The 19107-nt window shown below is 68.4% G+C and carries 16 protein-coding genes and 3 pseudogenes; 10 read left to right on the forward strand and 9 right to left on the reverse strand.

The window, feature by feature from the left end; genetic code table 11:
- Window positions 1-131, reverse strand: a pseudogene (locus ABZ078_RS35655) (transcriptional regulator NrdR); the annotation flags it as partial.
- 5 nt (window positions 132-136) lie between these two features.
- Here ABZ078_RS35655 and ABZ078_RS35660 point away from each other — a divergent pair.
- Both ABZ078_RS35660 and ABZ078_RS35665 read left to right on the forward strand, forming a co-directional pair.
- A pseudogene (locus tag ABZ078_RS35660) lies at window positions 137-217 on the forward strand (repressor LexA); the annotation flags it as partial.
- A 46-nt stretch (window positions 218-263) separates the two neighbouring features.
- Window positions 264-707, forward strand: coding sequence for a GNAT family N-acetyltransferase (locus tag ABZ078_RS35665; RefSeq protein ID WP_356582391.1), 444 nt, complete (start codon window positions 264-266; stop codon window positions 705-707).
- An 87-nt stretch (window positions 708-794) separates the two neighbouring features.
- Here the strand turns inward: ABZ078_RS35665 and ABZ078_RS35670 are convergent, their stop codons facing one another.
- Window positions 795-1757 (reverse strand): hypothetical protein, encoded by a 963-nt coding sequence (locus ABZ078_RS35670; protein ID WP_356582311.1) that lies wholly within the window; start codon window positions 1755-1757, stop codon window positions 795-797.
- A gap of 958 nt (window positions 1758-2715) precedes the next feature.
- Window positions 2716-4281: a caspase family protein gene (locus tag ABZ078_RS35675; RefSeq protein ID WP_356582313.1), complete on the reverse strand. Its 1566-nt coding sequence runs from the start codon at window positions 4279-4281 to the stop codon at window positions 2716-2718.
- 222 nt (window positions 4282-4503) lie between these two features.
- Here ABZ078_RS35675 and ABZ078_RS35680 point away from each other — a divergent pair, with 222 nt between their 5' ends.
- Window positions 4504-5583 (forward strand): transposase domain-containing protein, encoded by a 1080-nt coding sequence (locus tag ABZ078_RS35680; RefSeq protein WP_356582315.1) that lies wholly within the window; start codon window positions 4504-4506, stop codon window positions 5581-5583.
- 716 nt (window positions 5584-6299) lie between these two features.
- On the opposite strand, the gene ABZ078_RS35685 is transcribed toward ABZ078_RS35680, so the two are convergent.
- The 3 genes from ABZ078_RS35685 to ABZ078_RS35695 form a co-directional block, all read right to left on the reverse strand.
- On the reverse strand, window positions 6300-6812 hold the full coding sequence (locus ABZ078_RS35685) for a hypothetical protein (RefSeq protein ID WP_356582317.1): 513 nt from the start codon (window positions 6810-6812) through the stop codon (window positions 6300-6302).
- A gap of 154 nt (window positions 6813-6966) precedes the next feature.
- Entirely contained in the window at window positions 6967-7293 is a 327-nt protein-coding gene (locus ABZ078_RS35690) for a hypothetical protein (RefSeq protein WP_356582319.1), read from the reverse strand.
- 153 nt (window positions 7294-7446) lie between these two features.
- Window positions 7447-7632 (reverse strand): hypothetical protein, encoded by a 186-nt coding sequence (locus tag ABZ078_RS35695; protein WP_356582321.1) that lies wholly within the window; start codon window positions 7630-7632, stop codon window positions 7447-7449.
- A gap of 830 nt (window positions 7633-8462) precedes the next feature.
- Here ABZ078_RS35695 and ABZ078_RS35700 point away from each other — a divergent pair.
- Window positions 8463-9425: pseudogene (locus ABZ078_RS35700) on the forward strand (transposase); the annotation flags it as partial.
- 258 nt (window positions 9426-9683) lie between these two features.
- On the forward strand, window positions 9684-9905 hold the full coding sequence (locus ABZ078_RS35705; protein ID WP_356582323.1) for a hypothetical protein: 222 nt from the start codon (window positions 9684-9686) through the stop codon (window positions 9903-9905).
- Window positions 9906-9949: 44 nt separating this feature from the next.
- Here the strand turns inward: ABZ078_RS35705 and ABZ078_RS35710 are convergent, their stop codons facing one another.
- Window positions 9950-11398: an MFS transporter gene (locus ABZ078_RS35710; RefSeq protein ID WP_356582325.1), complete on the reverse strand. Its 1449-nt coding sequence runs from the start codon at window positions 11396-11398 to the stop codon at window positions 9950-9952.
- 77 nt (window positions 11399-11475) lie between these two features.
- Here ABZ078_RS35710 and ABZ078_RS35715 point away from each other — a divergent pair, with 77 nt between their 5' ends.
- The 5 genes from ABZ078_RS35715 (at window position 11476) to ABZ078_RS35735 (ending at window position 15952) form a co-directional block, all read left to right on the forward strand.
- The gene (locus tag ABZ078_RS35715) at window positions 11476-12123 is read left to right on the forward strand and encodes a TetR/AcrR family transcriptional regulator (RefSeq protein ID WP_356582327.1); all 648 of its coding nucleotides are present in this window, start codon (window positions 11476-11478) and stop codon (window positions 12121-12123) included.
- Window positions 12124-12215: 92 nt separating this feature from the next.
- Window positions 12216-13421: a cytochrome P450 gene (locus ABZ078_RS35720; protein WP_356582329.1), complete on the forward strand. Its 1206-nt coding sequence runs from the start codon at window positions 12216-12218 to the stop codon at window positions 13419-13421.
- Window positions 13422-13459: 38 nt separating this feature from the next.
- Window positions 13460-13660 (forward strand): ferredoxin, encoded by a 201-nt coding sequence (locus tag ABZ078_RS35725; RefSeq protein WP_356582393.1) that lies wholly within the window; start codon window positions 13460-13462, stop codon window positions 13658-13660.
- A 301-nt stretch (window positions 13661-13961) separates the two neighbouring features.
- The gene (locus ABZ078_RS35730; RefSeq protein WP_356582331.1) at window positions 13962-15533 is read left to right on the forward strand and encodes a phenylalanine aminomutase (D-beta-phenylalanine forming); all 1572 of its coding nucleotides are present in this window, start codon (window positions 13962-13964) and stop codon (window positions 15531-15533) included.
- A gap of 26 nt (window positions 15534-15559) precedes the next feature.
- Window positions 15560-15952, forward strand: coding sequence for a nuclear transport factor 2 family protein (locus tag ABZ078_RS35735; protein ID WP_356582333.1), 393 nt, complete (start codon window positions 15560-15562; stop codon window positions 15950-15952).
- A 43-nt stretch (window positions 15953-15995) separates the two neighbouring features.
- Here the strand turns inward: ABZ078_RS35735 and ABZ078_RS35740 are convergent, their stop codons facing one another.
- Window positions 15996-17564 carry a benzoate-CoA ligase family protein gene (locus ABZ078_RS35740; RefSeq protein ID WP_356582335.1) on the reverse strand — a complete coding sequence of 523 codons (1569 nt, stop codon included), beginning with the start codon at window positions 17562-17564 and terminating at the stop codon, window positions 15996-15998.
- Window positions 17565-17680: 116 nt separating this feature from the next.
- The gene (locus tag ABZ078_RS35745; RefSeq protein ID WP_356582337.1) at window positions 17681-19075 is read right to left on the reverse strand and encodes an FAD-binding oxidoreductase; all 1395 of its coding nucleotides are present in this window, start codon (window positions 19073-19075) and stop codon (window positions 17681-17683) included.
- Between the last annotated feature and the right edge of the window lie 32 nt (window positions 19076-19107).

The following is a 19107-nucleotide window of genomic DNA, read 5'->3' on the forward strand; positions in this document are numbered from 1 at the left end:
ACCATCAGCGAGCACGTCTCCACGGTCGTGAAACGACGGGAGCAGTCAGGACACTGGCGGCGCCTGCGGATCGACGTGCCGTCGTCGGTCGTACGGCTGTCGACGACACGGCTGTCGGGCCGCCTGCAGATGCGACGCTCGTCTCACCGGCCGACGGCAGGAAGTGATCGAGGTCATCAGGTACTCGGTGCAGCGGCGTGGCTACCCGCCGTCGATGCCTCGCAGGCATCGCCGACCGCCCCGTAGTGGAGCGGCTGTGGCTGATGTTCCGGCATGACATGTCGGAGTTCGACAGTCTGCTGCCCAACACTGACGGAACCTTCCGCAGCGACCGGCTCCACATGGCCTTCTCTGAGCCCGACTGGGCGCCATACCTCCTCACAAGCGGTGACAGCCCCGCCGGGTTCGCGTTCGTCCGCAGTCTGACCGCCCCGCCACGGGTGCTGAACAGCTTTTTCGTGGTGCGCGGCGCACGGCGGACAAGGATCGGGCTGCACGCTGTTCAGGAGATCGCGGCCAGACACCCAGGCTCGTGGGAAGTCGCGTTTCAGGATGCCGACATCGCCGCGGTGCACTTCTGGCGTCGCGTCGCCACGGAGATCGCCGACGATGCATGGACAGAGGAACGCAGACCGATACCAGATCGGCCCGACCTGCCCCCTGACGTCTGGATCTCGTTCAACCCCCCTGCGGAGACGCACGACTGACTATCAAAGCGGGGAAGCCGCCGAGCACCCTCGGCGGCACCGCCCACGCTGGCTGGGCAAGGCAACGGGGTCACCGAGCTGCTTTCGCTACACACTGTCAGCATCGCCCTCGCTGCACCCAAGAACTGGCGACAGTTGAATACGCGAGCCCACCAGTACCGAGGCCGGACAGGCCGTAGTCGAGCGCGACCGCGGCCGGGTCGGTGTCTCGCGTGCGAGACATCTCGGTGCCGGCGGCGACGGCATCGTGGATCGCGGCCAAGGCCAGGCGGAGCAGAACTCCCGGGTTCGGCGCCCGGATGCGGGGGAGGGCTGTGTGCAGACTAGGCAGTGGCCCGGATCGGCGACGGACGCCAGGCGCTTCAGGAGCTCGCGGACGCGGTCTTCCTCCTCCTGCTCGTACGGTTCGACGTCGGCGGTGCAGCCCTCGAGCAGCTCGGTGGACGCGGCGCGGAAGGCGGGGATCTCGCGGCGGCAGGCTCCGAGCAGGTCCAGGTACTCCTCCACCGGCCAGCTGGCCAGTGTTCCCGAGCGCGAGAGGTACAAGCCGAGGGTGTCGATCCGGTACTTGTCTTCCGTGTCGAGCAGCAGATAGCCGGTCAGCTGCCACGCCTCGCCCTGGCGCAGGGTGTGGGTGTACCGGGTGCTCTTGAAGTCGAGCAGCAGTCCGTCGACGGCCAGGTCGGCGTCCGCGGAGATGCGGTCGGTCGGGAATGTGGGAGCCGGCGTGCAGTCCTCCGGCCGTGTGCGGGTCCGCAGGTCGTTGAGCGGGCCGTCGGCGGCCTTGTAGAGCTGGGCGACGACGTCGGTCACCATGTCGCGGTGCGGCAGCTGGAGCAGCCGGTCCAGAGTGAAGGCGCCGGGATCCTCTCGGGCGGCAATCGCCGGTGGGGTGAAGGCGAATCCGGTCGAGGTGCGGTAGTTGACCTGGTACCAGGCTGCGGCGATCAGCAGGCGGGCCAGGTCCTCTTCCTCGTCATGGGGGCGGTCCATCGGCAGGTCTCGGTTGTCGAGCTGCAGGCGCGCGACCGTCGCCCGCAGTCGTTCCATGAGATCTTCGCCTACGGCCCGCATCCGCTGCCGCGCATCGGAGTTGTAGGAGTCGGTGAGCAGGATGCCGAGGCGGGCGACGTGGTCGACGGGCTCGGCGGTGGTGAACGCCAGGCGCAGTCGGTAGTCGATCGCGGTGCCGACGTTGCCGGCCTCCGTGCCGACACCCGGCCCCGGGCATCAGGACGTGGCTGCTGTGGTCCCGGGGCCCGGAAGCTCCTGCGCAGCGGGTGGGCGCCGGCTGACAGTGCACGGTCCAGGAATCGGCGCAGAGGGTTCGTGGACAGAATGCCGGAGGTCAGGCTCATCAAGTCACCGCCTTGGGCAACGAGTGCCCATCAGGGCGCGGTTGAGTCGTGATGAACCAGGACGGTACGCAGCAGGACTGACAAACCGTCACCCGCAAGAAGTAGCCGACGGGCCCGGCAAGCGAGCGGATCACCCGATCGGGTGATCGGCGTAGCGGAGGGCGCCGGACGGTGGGCTTCGCCCTGAAAATGCACCCCGTCCTGCCATGGGCTGCCGGTACCGTCCCGTCATGGAATCGCCGGTCACGTCCGATCGTCTCTACGAAGGTGCCAAGCGCTTCGCGCGCCTGGCGATGGAAGCCCATGCCGAAGAGGACCAGGAGGTCTTCCTGTTACACGCCGGCATCAGCGTCGAACGCCTGGCGAAGGCGGCACTGGTCCTTGTCCATCCCACCTTGCTCACCGAGGTGAACGGCAAGGACGACATGCTGCTGCACTTCGCGGGAGCGGTGTCCGAACCGCCGGCCAGGCTCAGGACCATCGGCGCGTCGACAGCGATCGGTCGGCTGCGGAAGATGGACGAGTGGGCCGACCTCCTCACCCCCGCTGACCGGCGTGGCCTGACCCCGCTGTCTTGCGAGGCGGGGCAAAAGGGTGGGCGGCGTCCGCGTGTGGCGGAAGCCGCCCGTGTTCTGGCAGCGATCAGTGGCTCAGGCGATGGCGCGGACGACGTACGGCAGCGTCGTGCGGACGACGTCGAAGACGTCTCCCCAGAACTTCGGGTCGACGTCCTCCGGCAGTTCAATGTCGAACGTGCCAGTCGGCGCCCTGTGGTCGATCTTGAAGTCCTTGGACACTGCGCTGATGATGAGTGGTGCCGCGATGCCGATCACCGACTCCAGCACCCCGAAGAACTTCTGGTCGCCAGCTCGGGACGGAGGAACAGCGTCAGCGATCACCTGCTGTACGTCATCCAGGTCGGGCGCCTTCGTCCCCTTGGCGGGTCCGTAGGTCTTGGTGAGTTCGTCGATGAGAGTCGGTACGACGACTCGCGCCAGTGAGGTGGCGACCGACCACAGGCTCTTGTCGTCCAGGTTGTCGGGGTCGGTCACCGTCGGCCGCACAGCCAGGCTCTTGTCGGTGGGCATCGCGGCTGCCATACCCGGAGCGAGCACCGAGGCCAGCATCCGCGCGTCCGCCTGCCAGGCGGCGTTGCCCGCCGCAGGGGCCTTCCCCTTGGTGGTTTTGATGCCAGCGAACAGCTTCTCCAGCACCTCGTCGATCTTCTCGTACTCTGCTGTTGTAGTCATTCCTGTTACCTCCGTTGTCTGGGTCTTTTCTGCCGAAAATCCGCCCGGGTATTTCCCGCCGCCTGAGTGCGTCATTTCTTTGAGCATTTCTTCGACTTCACGGATCATCTTCATGGCCTTTGCCTGCTGCCGGGAGATGAACGTTTCGTCGAGCAGATATTGCTCAAACGAAGGAGCGAAAACGCATGGCGTTTGGCGGATTTTTAGACTCTTGAGGAGAGCCGTTGAGCGGTCACGGAGATCGGATACCGAAATGCTCGTATCCATTTCCGTGACCAGTGCGTAGGTGAATGCTGACAGCCACTGAGTGCGTGCGCTGCCTGCGGCGGCGGTCTCATCGGGCTCGCAGGCCGTGAGCAGCAGGGCGTTGAGCTCGTTGGCGCCGGGGACGATGCCCTTGGCCGCCGCCTTGCTGGGAGGGCCGGCTGCGCTCCACGGCGAGTCGGCCTCTTCCAGCAGGAAGGCGCGGCCGAAGGGTTTCAGCCCGTGCCTGCGGGTGAGGGACATGGCCTTGGTCAGGAGTGCTTCCCGGGGCGGGGTGAACGCCTTGACCCGGAGCCCCCATTCCTTGTCCATGCCGCCGGAGTGACATGCGTCGATGACGACCGTCAGCACACCCCTAGGCAGCTCGCTCGTAAGGTCGGCGAGTGTTCGGTCCTTCAGGAACTGGTCGTATGTGCAGAGGACTTCAGTCATGACATCGCCCTCGAGGTAGCGATAGCCATGCGAGGACTGGAAGAAGACCAGCCGGTCTCCCTCCTCGGCACCGTCGGTGAGCCACTCCAGGCCGTCCTGGACGGCTGCCAGGGTGGCGCTCGCGTTGTGCAGAAGGCGGATGCCGGAGTCTTCGAAGCCGAGCTGGCCGAGGAGGTCCTGGAACGCGTAGGTGTCGGCCACACAGCTGTTGAGATTGTTCACGGGATCCGGATACTCGTCGATACCGACGAGCAATGCGCGATCTGTCATCGCCTTGCTCTTTCTCTGTGCCTTCTGCCTGCCTCTGCTCATGCAGCGCAAAGAATCGATTCACCGCCTGACTTCGCTCCGTGCGCTGCCACCGCTTCGCGGCAACGGGCTAGCCGACAGAAGGAGGGCGGGCCGGTTCGGCTCCTTTCCATGGTTTCTTCACCCTGGGCAGCTGGGCAACTCAAAGCAAATGAGAACTGCTGACTTAAAGAGGAGCTCCCGATGCCGCGGCCAGGGCAGCGTAAGGCCAACTCGCAGGGCAATCTGTCCGACCGAATCGCCGTCGGCCTGCTCCTGCACACATTTCCGCCAGACCTCGTCGACCGCGTGCTCCTCGAATGCGGCCGGGTCGAGCGGCGCAGCCGACTGCTGCCCGCCCGCACGGTGGTGTACTTCGTCCTTGTCATAAGCCTGTTCTGCCAGCGCAGCTACGGGCAGGTGGCAAGGTTGCTGACCGAGTTCTTCGCCTGGGCCTGCCAAGGCGGCGACCCGGGGCAGCTTCCTCCGGTGCCCACAACGGCCGCCCTCTCCCGGGCCCGGGCACGCCTTGGCCCCGAGCCGCTAGCTGGGCTGTTCATGGAGGCCGTCCGGCGGGCGCACCCCGCCCGCCGCAGGTGCGACCGCTACCGCAGATGGCGAGTCCTCACAGTTGACGCGGCAACAGTGAGCGTCCCCGACACCCGTGAGAACCGGGCTCAGTACGGCATGGCGACCGTATCCAGCGAGTACGCCGCGCCCACACCTTCCGCACTCCCACAGGTCAGGGTCACCGCGCTAGCGGAGTGCGGCGGCCACACCATCACCAGCGCAGCCGTGGGGCTCTCGGCCCCTGCCACCGGCCCGGCTCTCACTCGCGAGCTGTTCACCACGCTGGCGCCGGGGGACTTGGTCCTCGCGGAGTGCGCGGCAGTCGATCTGAAACTGCTGCCCGCGGTCGGCGCCACGGGCGCCGACTTGCTGTGGCGGGTCAGCCCAGGACGACCGCTGCCTCGGCACGCAACCCTGCCGGACAACTCACACCTCGCCGTCCTACCCGGCATCGGCGCCGAGGTCCGCGTGATCGAGGAGCATCCGTACCGGCTAGTGACAACCCTGTTGGACCATGAGGCCGACCCGGCCCCGCAACTGACTGCCCTGCACCACCGATACCGAGCCATTGGAGTGTCGCTGGAGGCCGTTGGCATGCGGTGGGATGAGGCCCCACTGGTGCTGCGCTCCCGTTGGCCAGAAGGGGTGGAGCAGGAGGTATGGGGTCACCTGTTGGTGCACCACGCTCTGCACTCGCTGATGCACCCCGCTTAAGTCATCAGTACATCAGGGCGCTGATGACCGAGCAGGCCTGGGATCCCCCGGCTGTCGCGGAACCGTGCTGGAGCGGTGGCCGGACATCGCGGCCGCCGTCTCGCCGCAGCTGCCGGACCACGTGTCTACGGTCGCCTTCCAACCGGAGACTGGCCGGCTGGACCTGCGCCCGGATTCGCCCGCCTACGCCACCCTGCTCCGGGCTGATCGGCGCCCGGATCGTCGCCACGGCGATCGAAGCCGTAGACCAGGCGCGCGAGCTCCTCCCGCAGCGGCCGGCCGGTGTCATCGGGAACCCGCAGGTCCCGGTAGCTGTCCTTCGCCATCGCCCCTCCCCGGATCGGCCTGTGCGCCAGGATCGCGGGACGGTGTCACGCTTATGTCGCACGCGCGAGCTGGCCCATCGGGCGCCAGGGGTGTCGGCTGCGGATGCGCGGGCGGCTTCGGCGATGTCCCAGGCGATGTCGGGGAAATGGCGGCGGAAGGTGGTGTTGCTCAGCCCGAACTGGCGTGCCAGAGCGAGGGCGGTGGGGCGCTTGCCGGTCTCGCGGGCCTTCTGGCGGAGTCGGGTCAGGGCCCCGCGGACCCGCGCTTCGGATGGGAGGTCGATGCGGCGGGTCACGACGGCTCCTGGGGGGCGGCGAGGAAGGTTTCGATCTGGTGCTTGCGCCGGAGCAGCCGGTTCTGCAGGAGGGGCGGCAGGGGTGGGCGCTTGGTCAGCTGCTGATCGACCAGTTCGATCTCTTTTCGCCAGGCGTTCGTGTTCTCCCTGGTGAGGGCGACGTTGCGGCAGGCCATTGGCTGGCACTGGGCGTGGTCGCCGAGTCCTTCGAACGCTCCTTGGGGGCGCGTTCGCACAGGGCCTTGGACGGGTCGTGAACGCAGGTGATGTAGGTGCCGGGATAGATCGCTGGGTCGTCCCGGCTCATGATCCGTCGGGGCCTGCGGTCGTCTAGGGCGACGGTGCCCTGGAAGCGGGTCCGCTGTCCGAACTCCTCCAGGCGGCGGGCAGCCTCGGCGGCCCAGTAGCCCGAGGAGAGCCGTTGCCAAGCGACGGCGACGTCGGTGTGGGTCCCCAGGGTGCGGGCGAGGATCGCGGCGGGGATCTCGGTGGCGAGCTGAAAGAGCGCGGTGCTGCGGGCCTGGTTGGGCCGGATCCCGAGCTGGTTCAGCCGCCGCGTCAGCTGCGTGGTGCTGATCGGCCGTCCGGGCTGGCCGCCGGCGAGCATGGCGAGTTCGATGCCTCGGCCAAGGCGCTTGTGCTCGTGGACGCGAGGGTGACGGCGACGCGGGAGGAGCGGATCTCTCCGGCGAGCTTCACGACAGCCTCCAGCTCGGGGCGCCGGGTGGCGCGGGTGGAGAACTTCTCTGAGAAGACGCGCGTCACCCGGCCTCGGCGAGTGAGTCGAGCTGCACGTCGAGGGACTGCCGAGCGGTCGAGGCCCGTGCGTAGCCGAGGCGGACGTGCCCGACCGGTTCGGCGCCGGCGCTGACGGGCCGGGGCAGCTCGGTCCACACCGACCCCGGTTTCCGTACGGCTGGGGGGGGCACGTTGAGCGCCTTGGCGAGCTGGGGCACTAAGCGGAAGCGTGCGGTGTGATACTGGACAGCCACCTTGTTCTTGCCGGTACGGCACGGCGAGCCCGCCGGGGCGCCGCAGGTGGACATCGTGCAGTCGTGGGCTTCCACGCGCTTGAAGTCGTCGGTCACGAGCACCGACTGTTTCATGAGTCGAGCCGTCTGCAACAACTCATGAAACATGAAAGCCGCAGCGCAGCGCCGCCCGGGACCGGTGTTTCATGGGTGACCACCACCTATGAAACACCGGTCGCAGCGCTGCCCGCCGCTGCCAGGGCTCTCGGATCAGTGCTGCTGGAACCAGAGCACGAACCAGCCGACGACTGCCGTCCCCAAGGCTGTCGACACACCGCGGACCAGGCCGGCGGTCGCCTCGATCGACAGCCGTCGCAGCCCCTTCCGCCAGGTAGGTGCAACGGTGGCGAGGGGCTTCGTTAACCCGTGACTGCTCGTACGCTCAGAGTTGGACATGACGACTCCTTCTCACAGGGGTGATCGTGGTTCAGATGCAGAGCGGCTCCCCGTTGCAGCGGGGAGCCGTTCTGCAATTTTCCCGCAGAGCCGGGTCAACTCACAGGAGCAGTGCTCGGCTGACCTTCCCTGTGCTCGCACAGGCACCGCAATGACCTGCCGAAATGACTTCGTGTCAGGTATCAGTTGCTCAAAGTGCTTGTCCATCTGGCGAGGATGAGTGGCTCCCCCTCGTGACAACGTGAGTCATGGTGAGGTATCCCTAGACCTCCTATGTCAACGAGGGGGAGCCATGGGGCGGGTCCTGAGGATGCCGGGGGAGGAGCAGTTGGCTCCGGGTCCGCGAAGAGAGTTCGTGGAGGCCCTCTTTACCTACTACAGGGCAGCTTCCAGGCCGACGCTGCGGAAGATCGCTGAGCTGATCCCGCAGAAGTGCCCTAATGCGGTCGCCAGCCCGGAAACCGTCCGCCGCACGCTCCTTGGACTGTCCACCCCAGCCAGCTGGAGCACAGTCGACGCAATACTCACAGTCCTGTGCGACCTGGCGCAGATAGATCCCGGTGCGACGAAATCTCTCGATTCCGACCCTTGGGTAGTCGAGACGCCTCAGGCACCTAGGACGGAGATCAAGAAGCTATGGCACGCGGTGTTCGACACCGACCCCCGGAACCCGCGACCTCTTCCGTCTGACGGGCGTCTCGACGAACCTCTGCGGTATAGCGACGAACCTCCGTTCTAAGCTTGTTCTTTGTCTTCCGGCTCGAAGCGTGTGTCGAACTGGGTCGTTCACCTGGGGATTCGCCGGATGTGGGGGCGGCCCTCGTCTGATCATGTGCTCCGACCAAGGTGCACGTGACCACGACGAAGGCCGTGAGGGTGAGTGTCCGACCGCCCGGCGCGACGAGTTGTTCGAGCTGGTGGGCGCGGTGCTGTGCGCTGACGGTGCGGTGAAGTCACCGGTGGATGTGACGTTGCTGCCCGAGCACCGGCGTGGGCACGGTGCGATGCACGGCGGCCTGAACCACGGCAGGATCGACGTCGGCCAGCTGCGGAGCGTGCTGGCCGGGCTGCCGCTGCCGCGTTTCGACGGCGGGCGTCTGGTCCTGGCGGTCGATGTATCGCCGTGGCTTCGCTCGGACGCGCCGTGCTCGGCGGACCGGCTGTTCTGCCACGTCTACGGCCGGGCGAAGACGGCGTCGCAGTTCATTCCGGGCCGACCCTACTCCTTCGTCGCCGTGCTGGAGCCTGGCGCCACGTCCTGGACCGCGGTCCTGGATGCCGTGCGGCTGGGTCCGGTGGACGACGCGACCGCCGTCACCGCCGACCAGCTGAGAGGTGTCGTCGAGCGGCTCATCACTGCTGGTCAGTGGCAGGCCGGGGATCCTGCCATCGTGATCGTCGGTGACGCGGGCTACGACGTGACCCGTGTGGCCTGGGTGCTGCGCGACCTGCCAGTTGAGATGGTCGGCAGGGTCCGCTCCGACCGCGTGACGCGTCTGCCTGAGCCACCGAGGATGCCCGGCGTCAACGGCAGGCCGCCCAAGCATGGCCCGGAGTTCCGGTTCACCAAGCCGGAGACCTGGCCGGAGCCCGCGATCACCACGATCACCGACACCAGCGACTACGGCAAGGCTGGAACCCGGGCATGGGACCGGGTCCACCCCCGGCTCACTCACCGGCTCACTCACCGTTCCTCCTGGCCGGACCATGAGGGCGAACTACCCCTGGTGGAAGGGACGTTGATCCGGCTGAAGGTTGAGCACCTGTCCAAAGACCGGGATGCTCCGCCGGTGTCGCTCCTGATCGTCGCTCACACCCAGCTCCGGCTCGCCCAGTCCTGGGTCTGCCGATGACGGGCGGCGATGGCGGCCGCTGTGGAGGCGGTCATGCGGCATCGTCTCCGTCCTGCGCGTGGGCCAGATCTTGGGCTCGGAATGCGGTGCTCCAGACCTTTCCCGAAGTAGTCCTGGGGCCGTCGCAGGTCGAGGGCGAGGGCGTCGTTCGCCGCCCCCGCCGAACAGCGCGGCACCGCAACCTCGTTGCAAGCGACCGTGATCTTCGGAGGTCAGTTCGCTTCGCCGCTGGTCTTCGGGCCGCTGATTGACTCCACCTCGGTCGCCACGGGTGCACTGGTCGCAGCCACCGGCACCGCGGGCATCCTCGCCGCGCTGTTCCGGCTGAGGGAACCGGATCAATCGACCGACCGTGCAGAGCCGGAAACAGAAGATCGGCGCCAGACCCCGGTGGATGACTCATCGCGGCACGACACCTGACGGAGGTACGCCCCGCACCTCTGACCGAGGACCGGGACGGGAACTCACCGCCGCATCGCGACCGACTCGTCTCGGTCCTGTTGTGGCGCAGGCAGGGCCAAGGCCATCACCGCAACGCCCGCGCACACAGCCGCCGTCGCCACGAACACCGCCCTGTACGACAGGGCCGGGCCGCCGTCGGCGGTCGCGAGGGTGACGAGGGCAGCGAGCCCGACGACACCACCCAGCTGGCGGGTGGTGTTCATCAGCCCGGAGGCCGCCCCCGCATCCTGCTCGCGGATGCCGGAGGTGACCGTGGTGGTGATCGGAGTGATGAGCAGCCCCATACCGGCGGACATGACGATCGCGGGCCCGAGCAGTCCGTCCAGGTAGCCGCTGTCCGTGCTGATGCTGCTCTGCCAGAGGAAGCCGACGGCGCTGAGCAGGGCACTGAGGACGATGAGACCGCGGGCACCGGTGCGCTCCATGACGGCGGGGGCGAGGCGGGCGGCCGCGATACCGACAAGCGTGTGGGGCAGGAAGCCGACGCCGGTGGCCAGGGCCCCGTAGCGGAGGACGTCCTGCATGTACAGCGACAGGAAGTACCACATGGGGATGAAGCAGCCGCCGGCCAGCAGCATGGTGACGTTACCCGCCCAGATCGGTCGCAGCCGCACCAGGCGGGGCGGCATCAGGGGGGCCGCCGCAAACCGGGCCTCCGTCACCGCGAACGCGGTCAGCGCCACGGCGCTGACCGCCAGGCCCGTCAGGGTCGTCGGCCCCGTCCAGCCCTCCGTTCCGGCCTGGTTGACGCCGTAGACGAGTGCGGTGACGCCCAGAGTGGCCAGCACCGCCCCGGGGACGTCGAGCCTGCCCGACGCCGCGCCGGAGTGATCGGACGGCAGCAGGCGCAGGGCCGCCAGAACGGCCACGGCACCGATCGGCACGTTGATCAGCAGGATCCACCGCCAGGACAGTGCGTCGGTCAGGACGCCTCCGATCAGGTTGCCCGCCGCGCCTCCGGCTGAGCTGACCGCAGTCCAGATCGCCAACGCCTTGGTGCGGCCCGGCCCTTCGGGGAAGGTGGTGGTCAGGATGGTCAGCGTGGCCGGGGCCAGCACTGCGGCGCCCAGGCCCTGCACCGCCCGCATGGCGATCAGCAGGCCGGGGCCGGTGGCGAGTCCGCCCACCAGACTGGAGACGGAGAACAGCGCCAGCCCCCACACGAACGCCCGTCGGCGGCCGTACAGGTCCGCGAGCCGACCGCCGAGAAGCAGGAAGCCAGCGAAGACCAGCGCGTAGCTGCCCACGACCCACTGCAGTCCCGCCGCATCGAAGCCGAGCGCGGTCTGGATCGACGGCAGCGCCACGTTCACCACCGACACGTCGAGCACCACCATGAACTGTGCCGCGCAGGCCAGCCACAACAGCGCCGCCTGACGGGGCGCCAGTACGCCTGTCTCTTCCCCGGTGTGGAGTGATCCGTCGGCGGCACGGGCTTCGCGTTGTCCCATGTCTCTTCCCCATCGTCGCGGCCAGCTTTTATAGTACAGCGGTACTATGAAAACGGGTCGGACGGGAAGGGGTCACGGTGCCGAAACGTGTTGACCATGCCCAGCGCCGGGCGCACATCGCTGATGCCCTGGTCCGGGTGGCCGCGCGGGACGGGCTGCATGCGGTGACCATGCGCGCGGTCGCGGCCGAGGCGGGCATGTCCTTGAATCTGGTGCAGTACTACTTCGACACCAAGGCTCAGTTGATGCACGCCGCTTTGCAGCACCTTGAGCAGCAGAGCCACGAGCGGTGGTCGGCGCGGCTGGAGGGCCTGGACGATCCGGGTTCGGCGCGGGCCTGTCTCGAAGCGTTCGTCGACGAAGCCCTGCCGGTCGACGCGGACAGTCATACCTTCCGGCTGGTGTGGACGTCCTACGCGGTCCTGGCCATGACCGACCCCGACCTGGCGGAGCAGCCCTTCGTCGAGGGGCCGAACCGGCTTGAGCGGCAGCTCACCCACATCCTGGCCACGGCTCAGGCGGCGGGAGAGATCGCGGCATATCTGGATGTCTCCGCCGAGGCCGCGCGTCTGCTGAGTCTCAGTCACGGTGTCGGGATCAGCGTGCTGGTCGGGCAGCGGTCGGCGGCACAAGCCCGGTACGTGATGCGCTACCACCTCTCCCGCCTGTTCAACGACCCCACTCCACCCGAGGCCCCCGACCAGCACTTAACGGCAGTTTCCTGACCGGTGCCGGCTCGGACACGGGACGCCCTGCCCTGTGATGTGCGGCAGGGCTCGCGAGTGGACTGCCCCGCTTGACGGACAGGAGAAGCTCAGTGACCACCCAAAGCCAGCAGTTGCGGGACTTTCCCTTCGCGCCCCCCGCCGAGCTGCACATGGAACCGGCCTTCGCGCAATTACGCGAAGCGGAGCCCATCAGCCGCGTCCGCCCCCCGTACGGGGGTGAGGCATGGCTGGTCACGCGTTTTCAGGACATCAAGACCGTGCTGGGCGACCCGCGGTTCAGTCGTGCCGCGACGCAGCACGCCCAGGCGCCGCGGATCCAGCCTGACCCGGCGGGTGAAGGCGTACTGATGTCGCTGGATCCCCCGGACCACACGCGCCTGCGCAAAACGGTCGCGGGTGTGTTCACCAAGCGCAGGGTGGAAGACCTGCGGCCCGCTACGCAGAGGATCGCCGAGGAGTTGCTGGAGGCGATGGCAGCCGCGGGCGCGCCGGCCGATCTGGTCGCGTCGTATGCGCTGCCGCTGCCCGTCACGGTGATCTGCGACCTGCTGGGCGTACCCGGGGACGACCGTGATCAGTTGCGAGACTGGTCCGATGCGCTGCTGTCCACCACGGCCTGCGCGCCCGCTGAACCGGCGGCGGCCGCGCAGGCCATGGCCGACTACTTCGCCGCCCTGGTGAGCCGGCGGCGCCGCCAGCCGACCGATGACCTGCTCGGGGCTCTGGTGCAGACGTGGGACCAGGAGGAGGGGCGGCTTCGCGACGAGGAGCTGGTCCTGCTCACCCGTGATCTGCTCATCGCCGGCCACGAGACCACGGCGAGTCAGATCGCCAACTGCACCTACCTGCTGCTTCAGCGCCCGCATGACATGGACCGCTTGCGCGCGGATCCCTCGGTGACGGCGTCGGCGGTGGAGGAGTTGCTGCGGTTCATCCCGCTGGGCTCGGGCAGTTTCCGGGCCAGGGTTGCCACCGAGCCGGTGGAACTGTGCGGGGTGAGGATCCAGCCCGGCGAGACCGTGTTCGCCCCCACCGTGGCGGCCAACTGGGATCCGGATGTCTTCGCCGATCCCGGCAGCCTCGACATCGACAGGTCCCCCAACCCGCACGTCGCCTTCGGGCACGGTGTGCACCACTGCCTGGGTGCGCAGCTGGCCAGGCTGGAGCTCCAGGTGGCGCTGGGCGTCCTGCTGCGCCGTCTGCCGCGCCTGCGACTGGCTGTCGACGAAGCGGAGATCGTGTGGAAGACAGGCATGCAGGTCCGTGGCCCGAAGACCCTGCCGGTGACGTGGTGACCGGGGGGTCTGTGGCTGCCGGCCGTTGGCGGCTGGCGGTGGACGCGACATTGTGCATCGGATCGGGCGCGTGCGCTGGCTCCTCTGCCCACTTCCGGATGACGCAGGACGGCCACGCCGAGCCCCGAGAGGACGTCATCGTCGCCGATGACACGGCACGGGACGCCGCGGAGTGCTGCCCGGTGGAGGCCATCACGGTGTCCGACATCAGTACCGGCGAGTTGATCGCACCCGCGTGAGCCGCGGCGCTTGTGTCGCCACCGCCGCATCACATCCCTACCAGCCATGGAGGAACCGCCCCTCAGCTGCGGCCGCTTCGCGGGGAGCGCCGAGGGACTCAGGGGTGACCTTGGGCGGGCCATGAGGCTGCCTTGCTTGGGCGTGGAGTGACGGGCGCTTCAGTGAATTCGGTGCGGCACTCAGTCGGCCTGCCGGTCGCAATCCGGGGGCCGTCGGCGTGTCGCGCCTGTCCGCTGGCATGGGCAGGCGGTCTGTGCAGCCCGTCGGGTCCACCGATTCTCCGGCCGTAAAGGGAACTTCATGACCTTCGTCATAGAGCTCGACATGAACGTCACGCTCGACCAACTTGAGGACGCGGCGCGACAGCGCACGCCTGTGGAGCTGTCCGCACCCGTCCGCTCCCGCGTCCGCGCCTCGCGCGAGGTGCTGGAGAAGTTCGTGCAGGACGAACGTGTCATCTACGGGGTCAACACCAGCATGGGGGGCTTCGTCGACCACCTCGTCCCGGTGTCCCAGGCCCGCCAGCTCCAGGAGAACCTGATCAACGCGGTCGCCACCAACGTGGGGGCGTATCTGGACGACACGACCGCCCGGACCATCATGCTGTCCCGCATCGTGTCGCTGGCGCGCGGGAACTCCGCGATCACCCCGGCGAATCTGGACAAGCTGGTGGCCGTACTCAACGCCGGGATCGTGCCGTGCATCCCGGAGAAGGGCTCCCTGGGCACCAGCGGTGACCTCGGTCCACTGGCCGCGATCGCCCTGGTGTGCGCGGGGCAGTGGAAGGCCCGTTACAACGGACAGATCATGCCCGGGCGGCATGCCCTGTCCGAGGCCGGCGTCGAGCCGATGGAGCTGAGCTACAAGGACGGCCTGGCCCTGATCAACGGCACGTCCGGCATGGTCGGCCTGGGCACCATGGTCCTCCAGGCCGCCCGCCGGCTCGTGGACCGCTATCTGCAGGTCTCCGCGTTGTCGGTCGAGGGCCTGGCGGGCATGACGAAACCGTTCGACCCCCGCGTGCACGGCGTCAAACCGCACCGCGGACAGCGCCAGGTGGCCTCTCGGCTGTGGGAGGGGCTGGCCGACTCGCACCTGGCGGTCAACGAACTCGACACCGAGCAGACCCTGGCCGAAGAGATGGGTACGGTCGCCAAGGCCGGGTCGCTGGCGATCGAGGACGCCTACTCCATCCGGTGCACGCCGCAGATCCTCGGGCCCGTGGTCGACGTACTCGACCGGATCGGGGCGACCCTGCAGGACGAGCTGAACTCCTCCAACGACAACCCGATCGTCCTGCCCGAAGAGGCGGAGGTGTTCCACAACGGGCACTTCCACGGCCAGTACGTGGCCATGGCCATGGACCACCTGAACATGGCCCTGGCAACCGTGACCAATCTCGCCAACCGGCGCGTGGACCGCTTCCTCGACAAGAGCAACAGCAACGGGCTGCCCGCCTTCCTGTGCCGGGAAGACCCAGGACTGCGTCTGGGCCTGATGGGCGGCCAGTTCATGACCGCGTCGATCACCGCGGAGACCCGCACCCTGACTGTTCCGATGTCGGTGCAGTCCCTCACGAGCACAGCGGACTTCCAGGACATCGTGTCCTTCGGATTCGTCGCCGCCCGCCGCGCCCGGGAGGTACTCACCAACGCCGCCTACGTGGTGGCCTTCGAGCTGCTGTGCGCCTGCCAGGCCGTCGACATCCGCGGCGCGGACAAGCTCTCCTCCTTCACCCGCCCGCTGTACGAGCGCACGCGCGCGATCGTGCCGTTCTTCGACCGGGACGAGACCATCACCGACTACGTCGAGAAGCTGGCCGCCGACCTGATCGCGGGCGAGTCCGCCGACGCTGCCGTGGCGGCGCACTGAAGCCGCAGCCCGAAGGGAGACACACCATGACAACCACACTGGCCGACCAGGCGGTTGCGGACTTCGTCCAGGAATGGAGCACGGCCGAAGACCAGGGAGACCACAGGGCGCTGGACGACCTGCTCGCGCAAGACTTCACCGGCGTCGGCCCCCGGGGCTTCGTGCGCAGCCGCGAGGAATGGCTGGCCCGCTACAGCACGGGCACCGTGCGCAACACGTCGTTCGAGGTGAGCGACCTGCGCATTCGCTGCTACGGGGAGACCGCGGTCGTGGTGGCGGCCCAGACCCAGCAGAGCGTGAACGGTGAGGCCGACGCCAGCGGTGCGTTCCGCTTCACCCTCATCGTGGTCCGCCAGGACGGGCGGCTGCAGCTCGCCGGCCTGCATCTGAGCCCGCACGCCGCCCCGGCAGGCGGCTGAGCCCTGCCGGGACGACGGCGTCGGCTCCGGCCGCCCGCGCTGGTCACACGGCGTGGGCGGCCGGAGCATCCGCTGTGACCGGCTCCTGCGCGCGCAACGCGAACCGCTGGATCTTGCCCGTGGGCGTCTTGGGCAGGTCCGCGGCGAACTCGACCAGGTGCGGGAACTGATGGCTGGCCAGACGGTCCTTGCACCACTGCCGCAGCTGCCGGGCCAGCGCGTCGCTGCCCTGGCAGCCGTCGCGCAGCACGATGAACGCCTTGATCCGGGTGAGGCGGTCGGTGTCCACGCCGACAACCGCTGCTTCGGCCACATCCGGGTGCCGCTGCAGGACGGTCTCGATCGCGGCGGGAGCGACCCACAGCCCGGAGACCTTCATCATGTCGTCGGCACGTCCCTCGTACCAGTAGAAGCCGTCCTCGTCGCGGCGGTAGCGGTCGCCGGTGCGGTACCAGTTCCCCTGCAGCACCGCGCGGGTCTGGTCGGCGCGATGCCAGTACTGGGCCAGCATGCTGTCGCCTCGCACGAACATCTCTCCGCTGCCCGTGCCTTGCACGTCTGCGCCGTCGGGGTCGACGAGCTTGATCTGATAGCCGGGCACGGCCTTCCCGGAGGAGCCGGGGCGCAGGGAACGCTCGGTGTTGCTGCAGTAGATGTGCAGCATTTCGGTGGAGCCCACGCCGTCCAGGATCGTCAGCCCGTACACCTCGTGCCATCGTTCCCACACGTGGGCGGGCAGGGTCTCGGCGGCCGAGACGCACAGCCGGATGGACGACAGGTCCCGAGCGCCAGCGCCGGGTGAGCGGGGCATGGCGTTGTACAGGGCCGGGACGGAGAACAGCAGCGTGGGACGTGCCCGTTCGATGGTCTCCAGCACGAGGTGCGGTGCCGGAAAGCCGGGCAGCAGGATGGAGGTCCCGCCGAACCACAGCGGAAACAGCAGGCTGTTGCCCAGGCCGTAGGCGTGGAAGAGCTTGGTGGTGGACAAGTGCACGTCGTCCCGCGTGACACCCAGGACGTCGCCCGCGTAGTGCCGGCAGGCGGGTGCAATGTCCCGCTGCAGGTGGACCACTCCCTTGGGCCGTCCGGTGGACCCGGAGCTGTACAGCCACAGCGCGGGATCCTCGGCGTGCGTGGGCGCGGCGCCCAGGTCGCCCTCGTGGTCGCGGATCAGGTCGCGCAGGGTGAGCGTGCCGTCGTCCGGTCCGGCGGGCTCGGTGCTGATCACCATCACGCCGGTCTCCTGCAGGACGGGCGCGAGCTCCTTGTACCGGTCCGCTTCGATCACAGCCACCCGGGCGTAGCTGTCCTGGGCGTAGAAGCGGACCTGTTCTGGGCTGGCTTGGTAGTTGATCGGGACCGGGACGGCGCCGATGCGGCCAGCGCCGAGGAAGGCGGTGAAGAAGGCCGGGGTGTCGTCCAGGACGAGCAGGACGCGCTGTTCGCGCTGGATGCCGAGTGCGCGCAGGGCCCGGCCCAACGCGCACATGGTCCGGTGCAGCTCGCCGTAGGTGACGGGGCCGTGAGGGCTGTAGAGGGCGGCCTTGTCGCTCAGGCCGGTGTCGAGGTGGTGATCGATGATGGTGGAGAGGTTGAAAGGGTCGGTGGTCATGTCGGCTCCTGTTCGAAGGCATGGAGCTGATCGGCCCCCGGGTGTGGCCCTGCCCCGGTCACGGCGTTGGCCGGGAGCCGGGGCAGGGCTGGTGTCGGGGCGCGCGGGGAGGGGGGTCAGGAACTGCTCGGGGGGATGTTCTGGTTGAGGCGGAACAGGTTGGTCGGGTCGTACTTGGCCTTGACGGCCTGCAGCCGTTCGAACTTGGCAGCCCCGTAGGAGTCCCGCGTGCGGTCCGCCTCACCGGGGTTCATGAAGTTGACGTAGCCGCCGGACAGGTGGCCGGCCAGGGCCCGGTAGCCCTTGCGAGCCCATGCGGTGTGGCGGGCGTCCTCAGTGGGGTCCATCCAGGCGGCGGCCAGGTTGGTCACGAACGGCGACTGGCGGTTGGGGTAGGCGGTGGCGTCGTCGGGTATCCGCGCCACGGCCCCGCCCAGGTAGAGCAGTTCGAGCTGGGTGAACGGGGAGGCGATGTCAGCGGCGTGTTCCAGGACCGTGTCGATGGCGGCGTCGCTCAGTTCGTTCAGGTAGCCGCTCTTGGTGTAGATCCGGTCGGGCACGACGGCGCCGGGGAAGGAGTACGCCTGCAGGGCCCGGTAGGGCAGGGTCGCCTTGGTCAGGCCATGGGGTTTGCCGACGTGGAGGATGGACTCAAGGTGCCGCTCTCCCTCGTGCGGGTCTCCGATCCAGCAGCTCATGGCGCAGATGACCGGCTTGCCGTGCATGTCGGCGGGCAGTTCGGGCAGCGGCGGTGCCAGGCGCAGATACAGCGCCCAGGTCAGTTCGTCGGGGGCGGTGGCCATGTGGTCGCGCCAGGCCCGGATGACCTGGGGTCCTTCGTCCAGCGAATAGTAAGTGCTGGCGAAACGGACGGGCCCGACCTTGTGGAGGTCGAACTCGAACCCGGTCACCACACCGAAGTTGCCGCCGCCGCCGCGGACGGCCCAGAACAGGTCGGGATTCTCCGTGTCGCTCGCGGTGAGGACACCGCCCTCCGCGGTGACGATCTCCACGGAGACGAGGTTGTCGATGGACAGGCCGTACTTGCGGCTCAGCCAGCCGAACCCGCCGCCGAGGACGAGTCCTCCCAAGCCGGTGTGGGATACCACACCGGCCGGGGTGGCGAGCATGTGGGCCTGGGTGGCAGTGTCGAACGCCCCCAGCAGACAGCCGCCCTGGGCTCGCGCGCGCCGCTGACGGCGGCTGACCTTGACGCTGTTCATCAAGGACAGATCGATGACTATCCCGCCGTCGCACACCGAGTGCCCGGCCATGCTGTGTCCTCCGCCGCGGACCGCGACCAGCAGGCCGCTCTTGCGGGCGAAGCTCACCGCAGCGACCACATCCGGGGTGCTGGTGCAGCGGGCGATCAGCGCGGGGCGCCGGTCGATCGTGCCGTTCCAGATACGGCGCGCCTCGTCGTAGTCGGCGTCGCTCGGCCAGATCAAATCCCCCCTGAACGCGCCGCGGAACGCGGCCAGGGTGGCAGGGTCGAGCTGTGGGAACTGCATGCTTGTCCCTTTCTGCGGCGCCACGGCGGGCG

This window comes from Streptomyces sp. NPDC006385 (assembly GCF_040612485.1).
Lineage (GTDB): Bacteria > Actinomycetota > Actinomycetes > Streptomycetales > Streptomycetaceae > Streptomyces.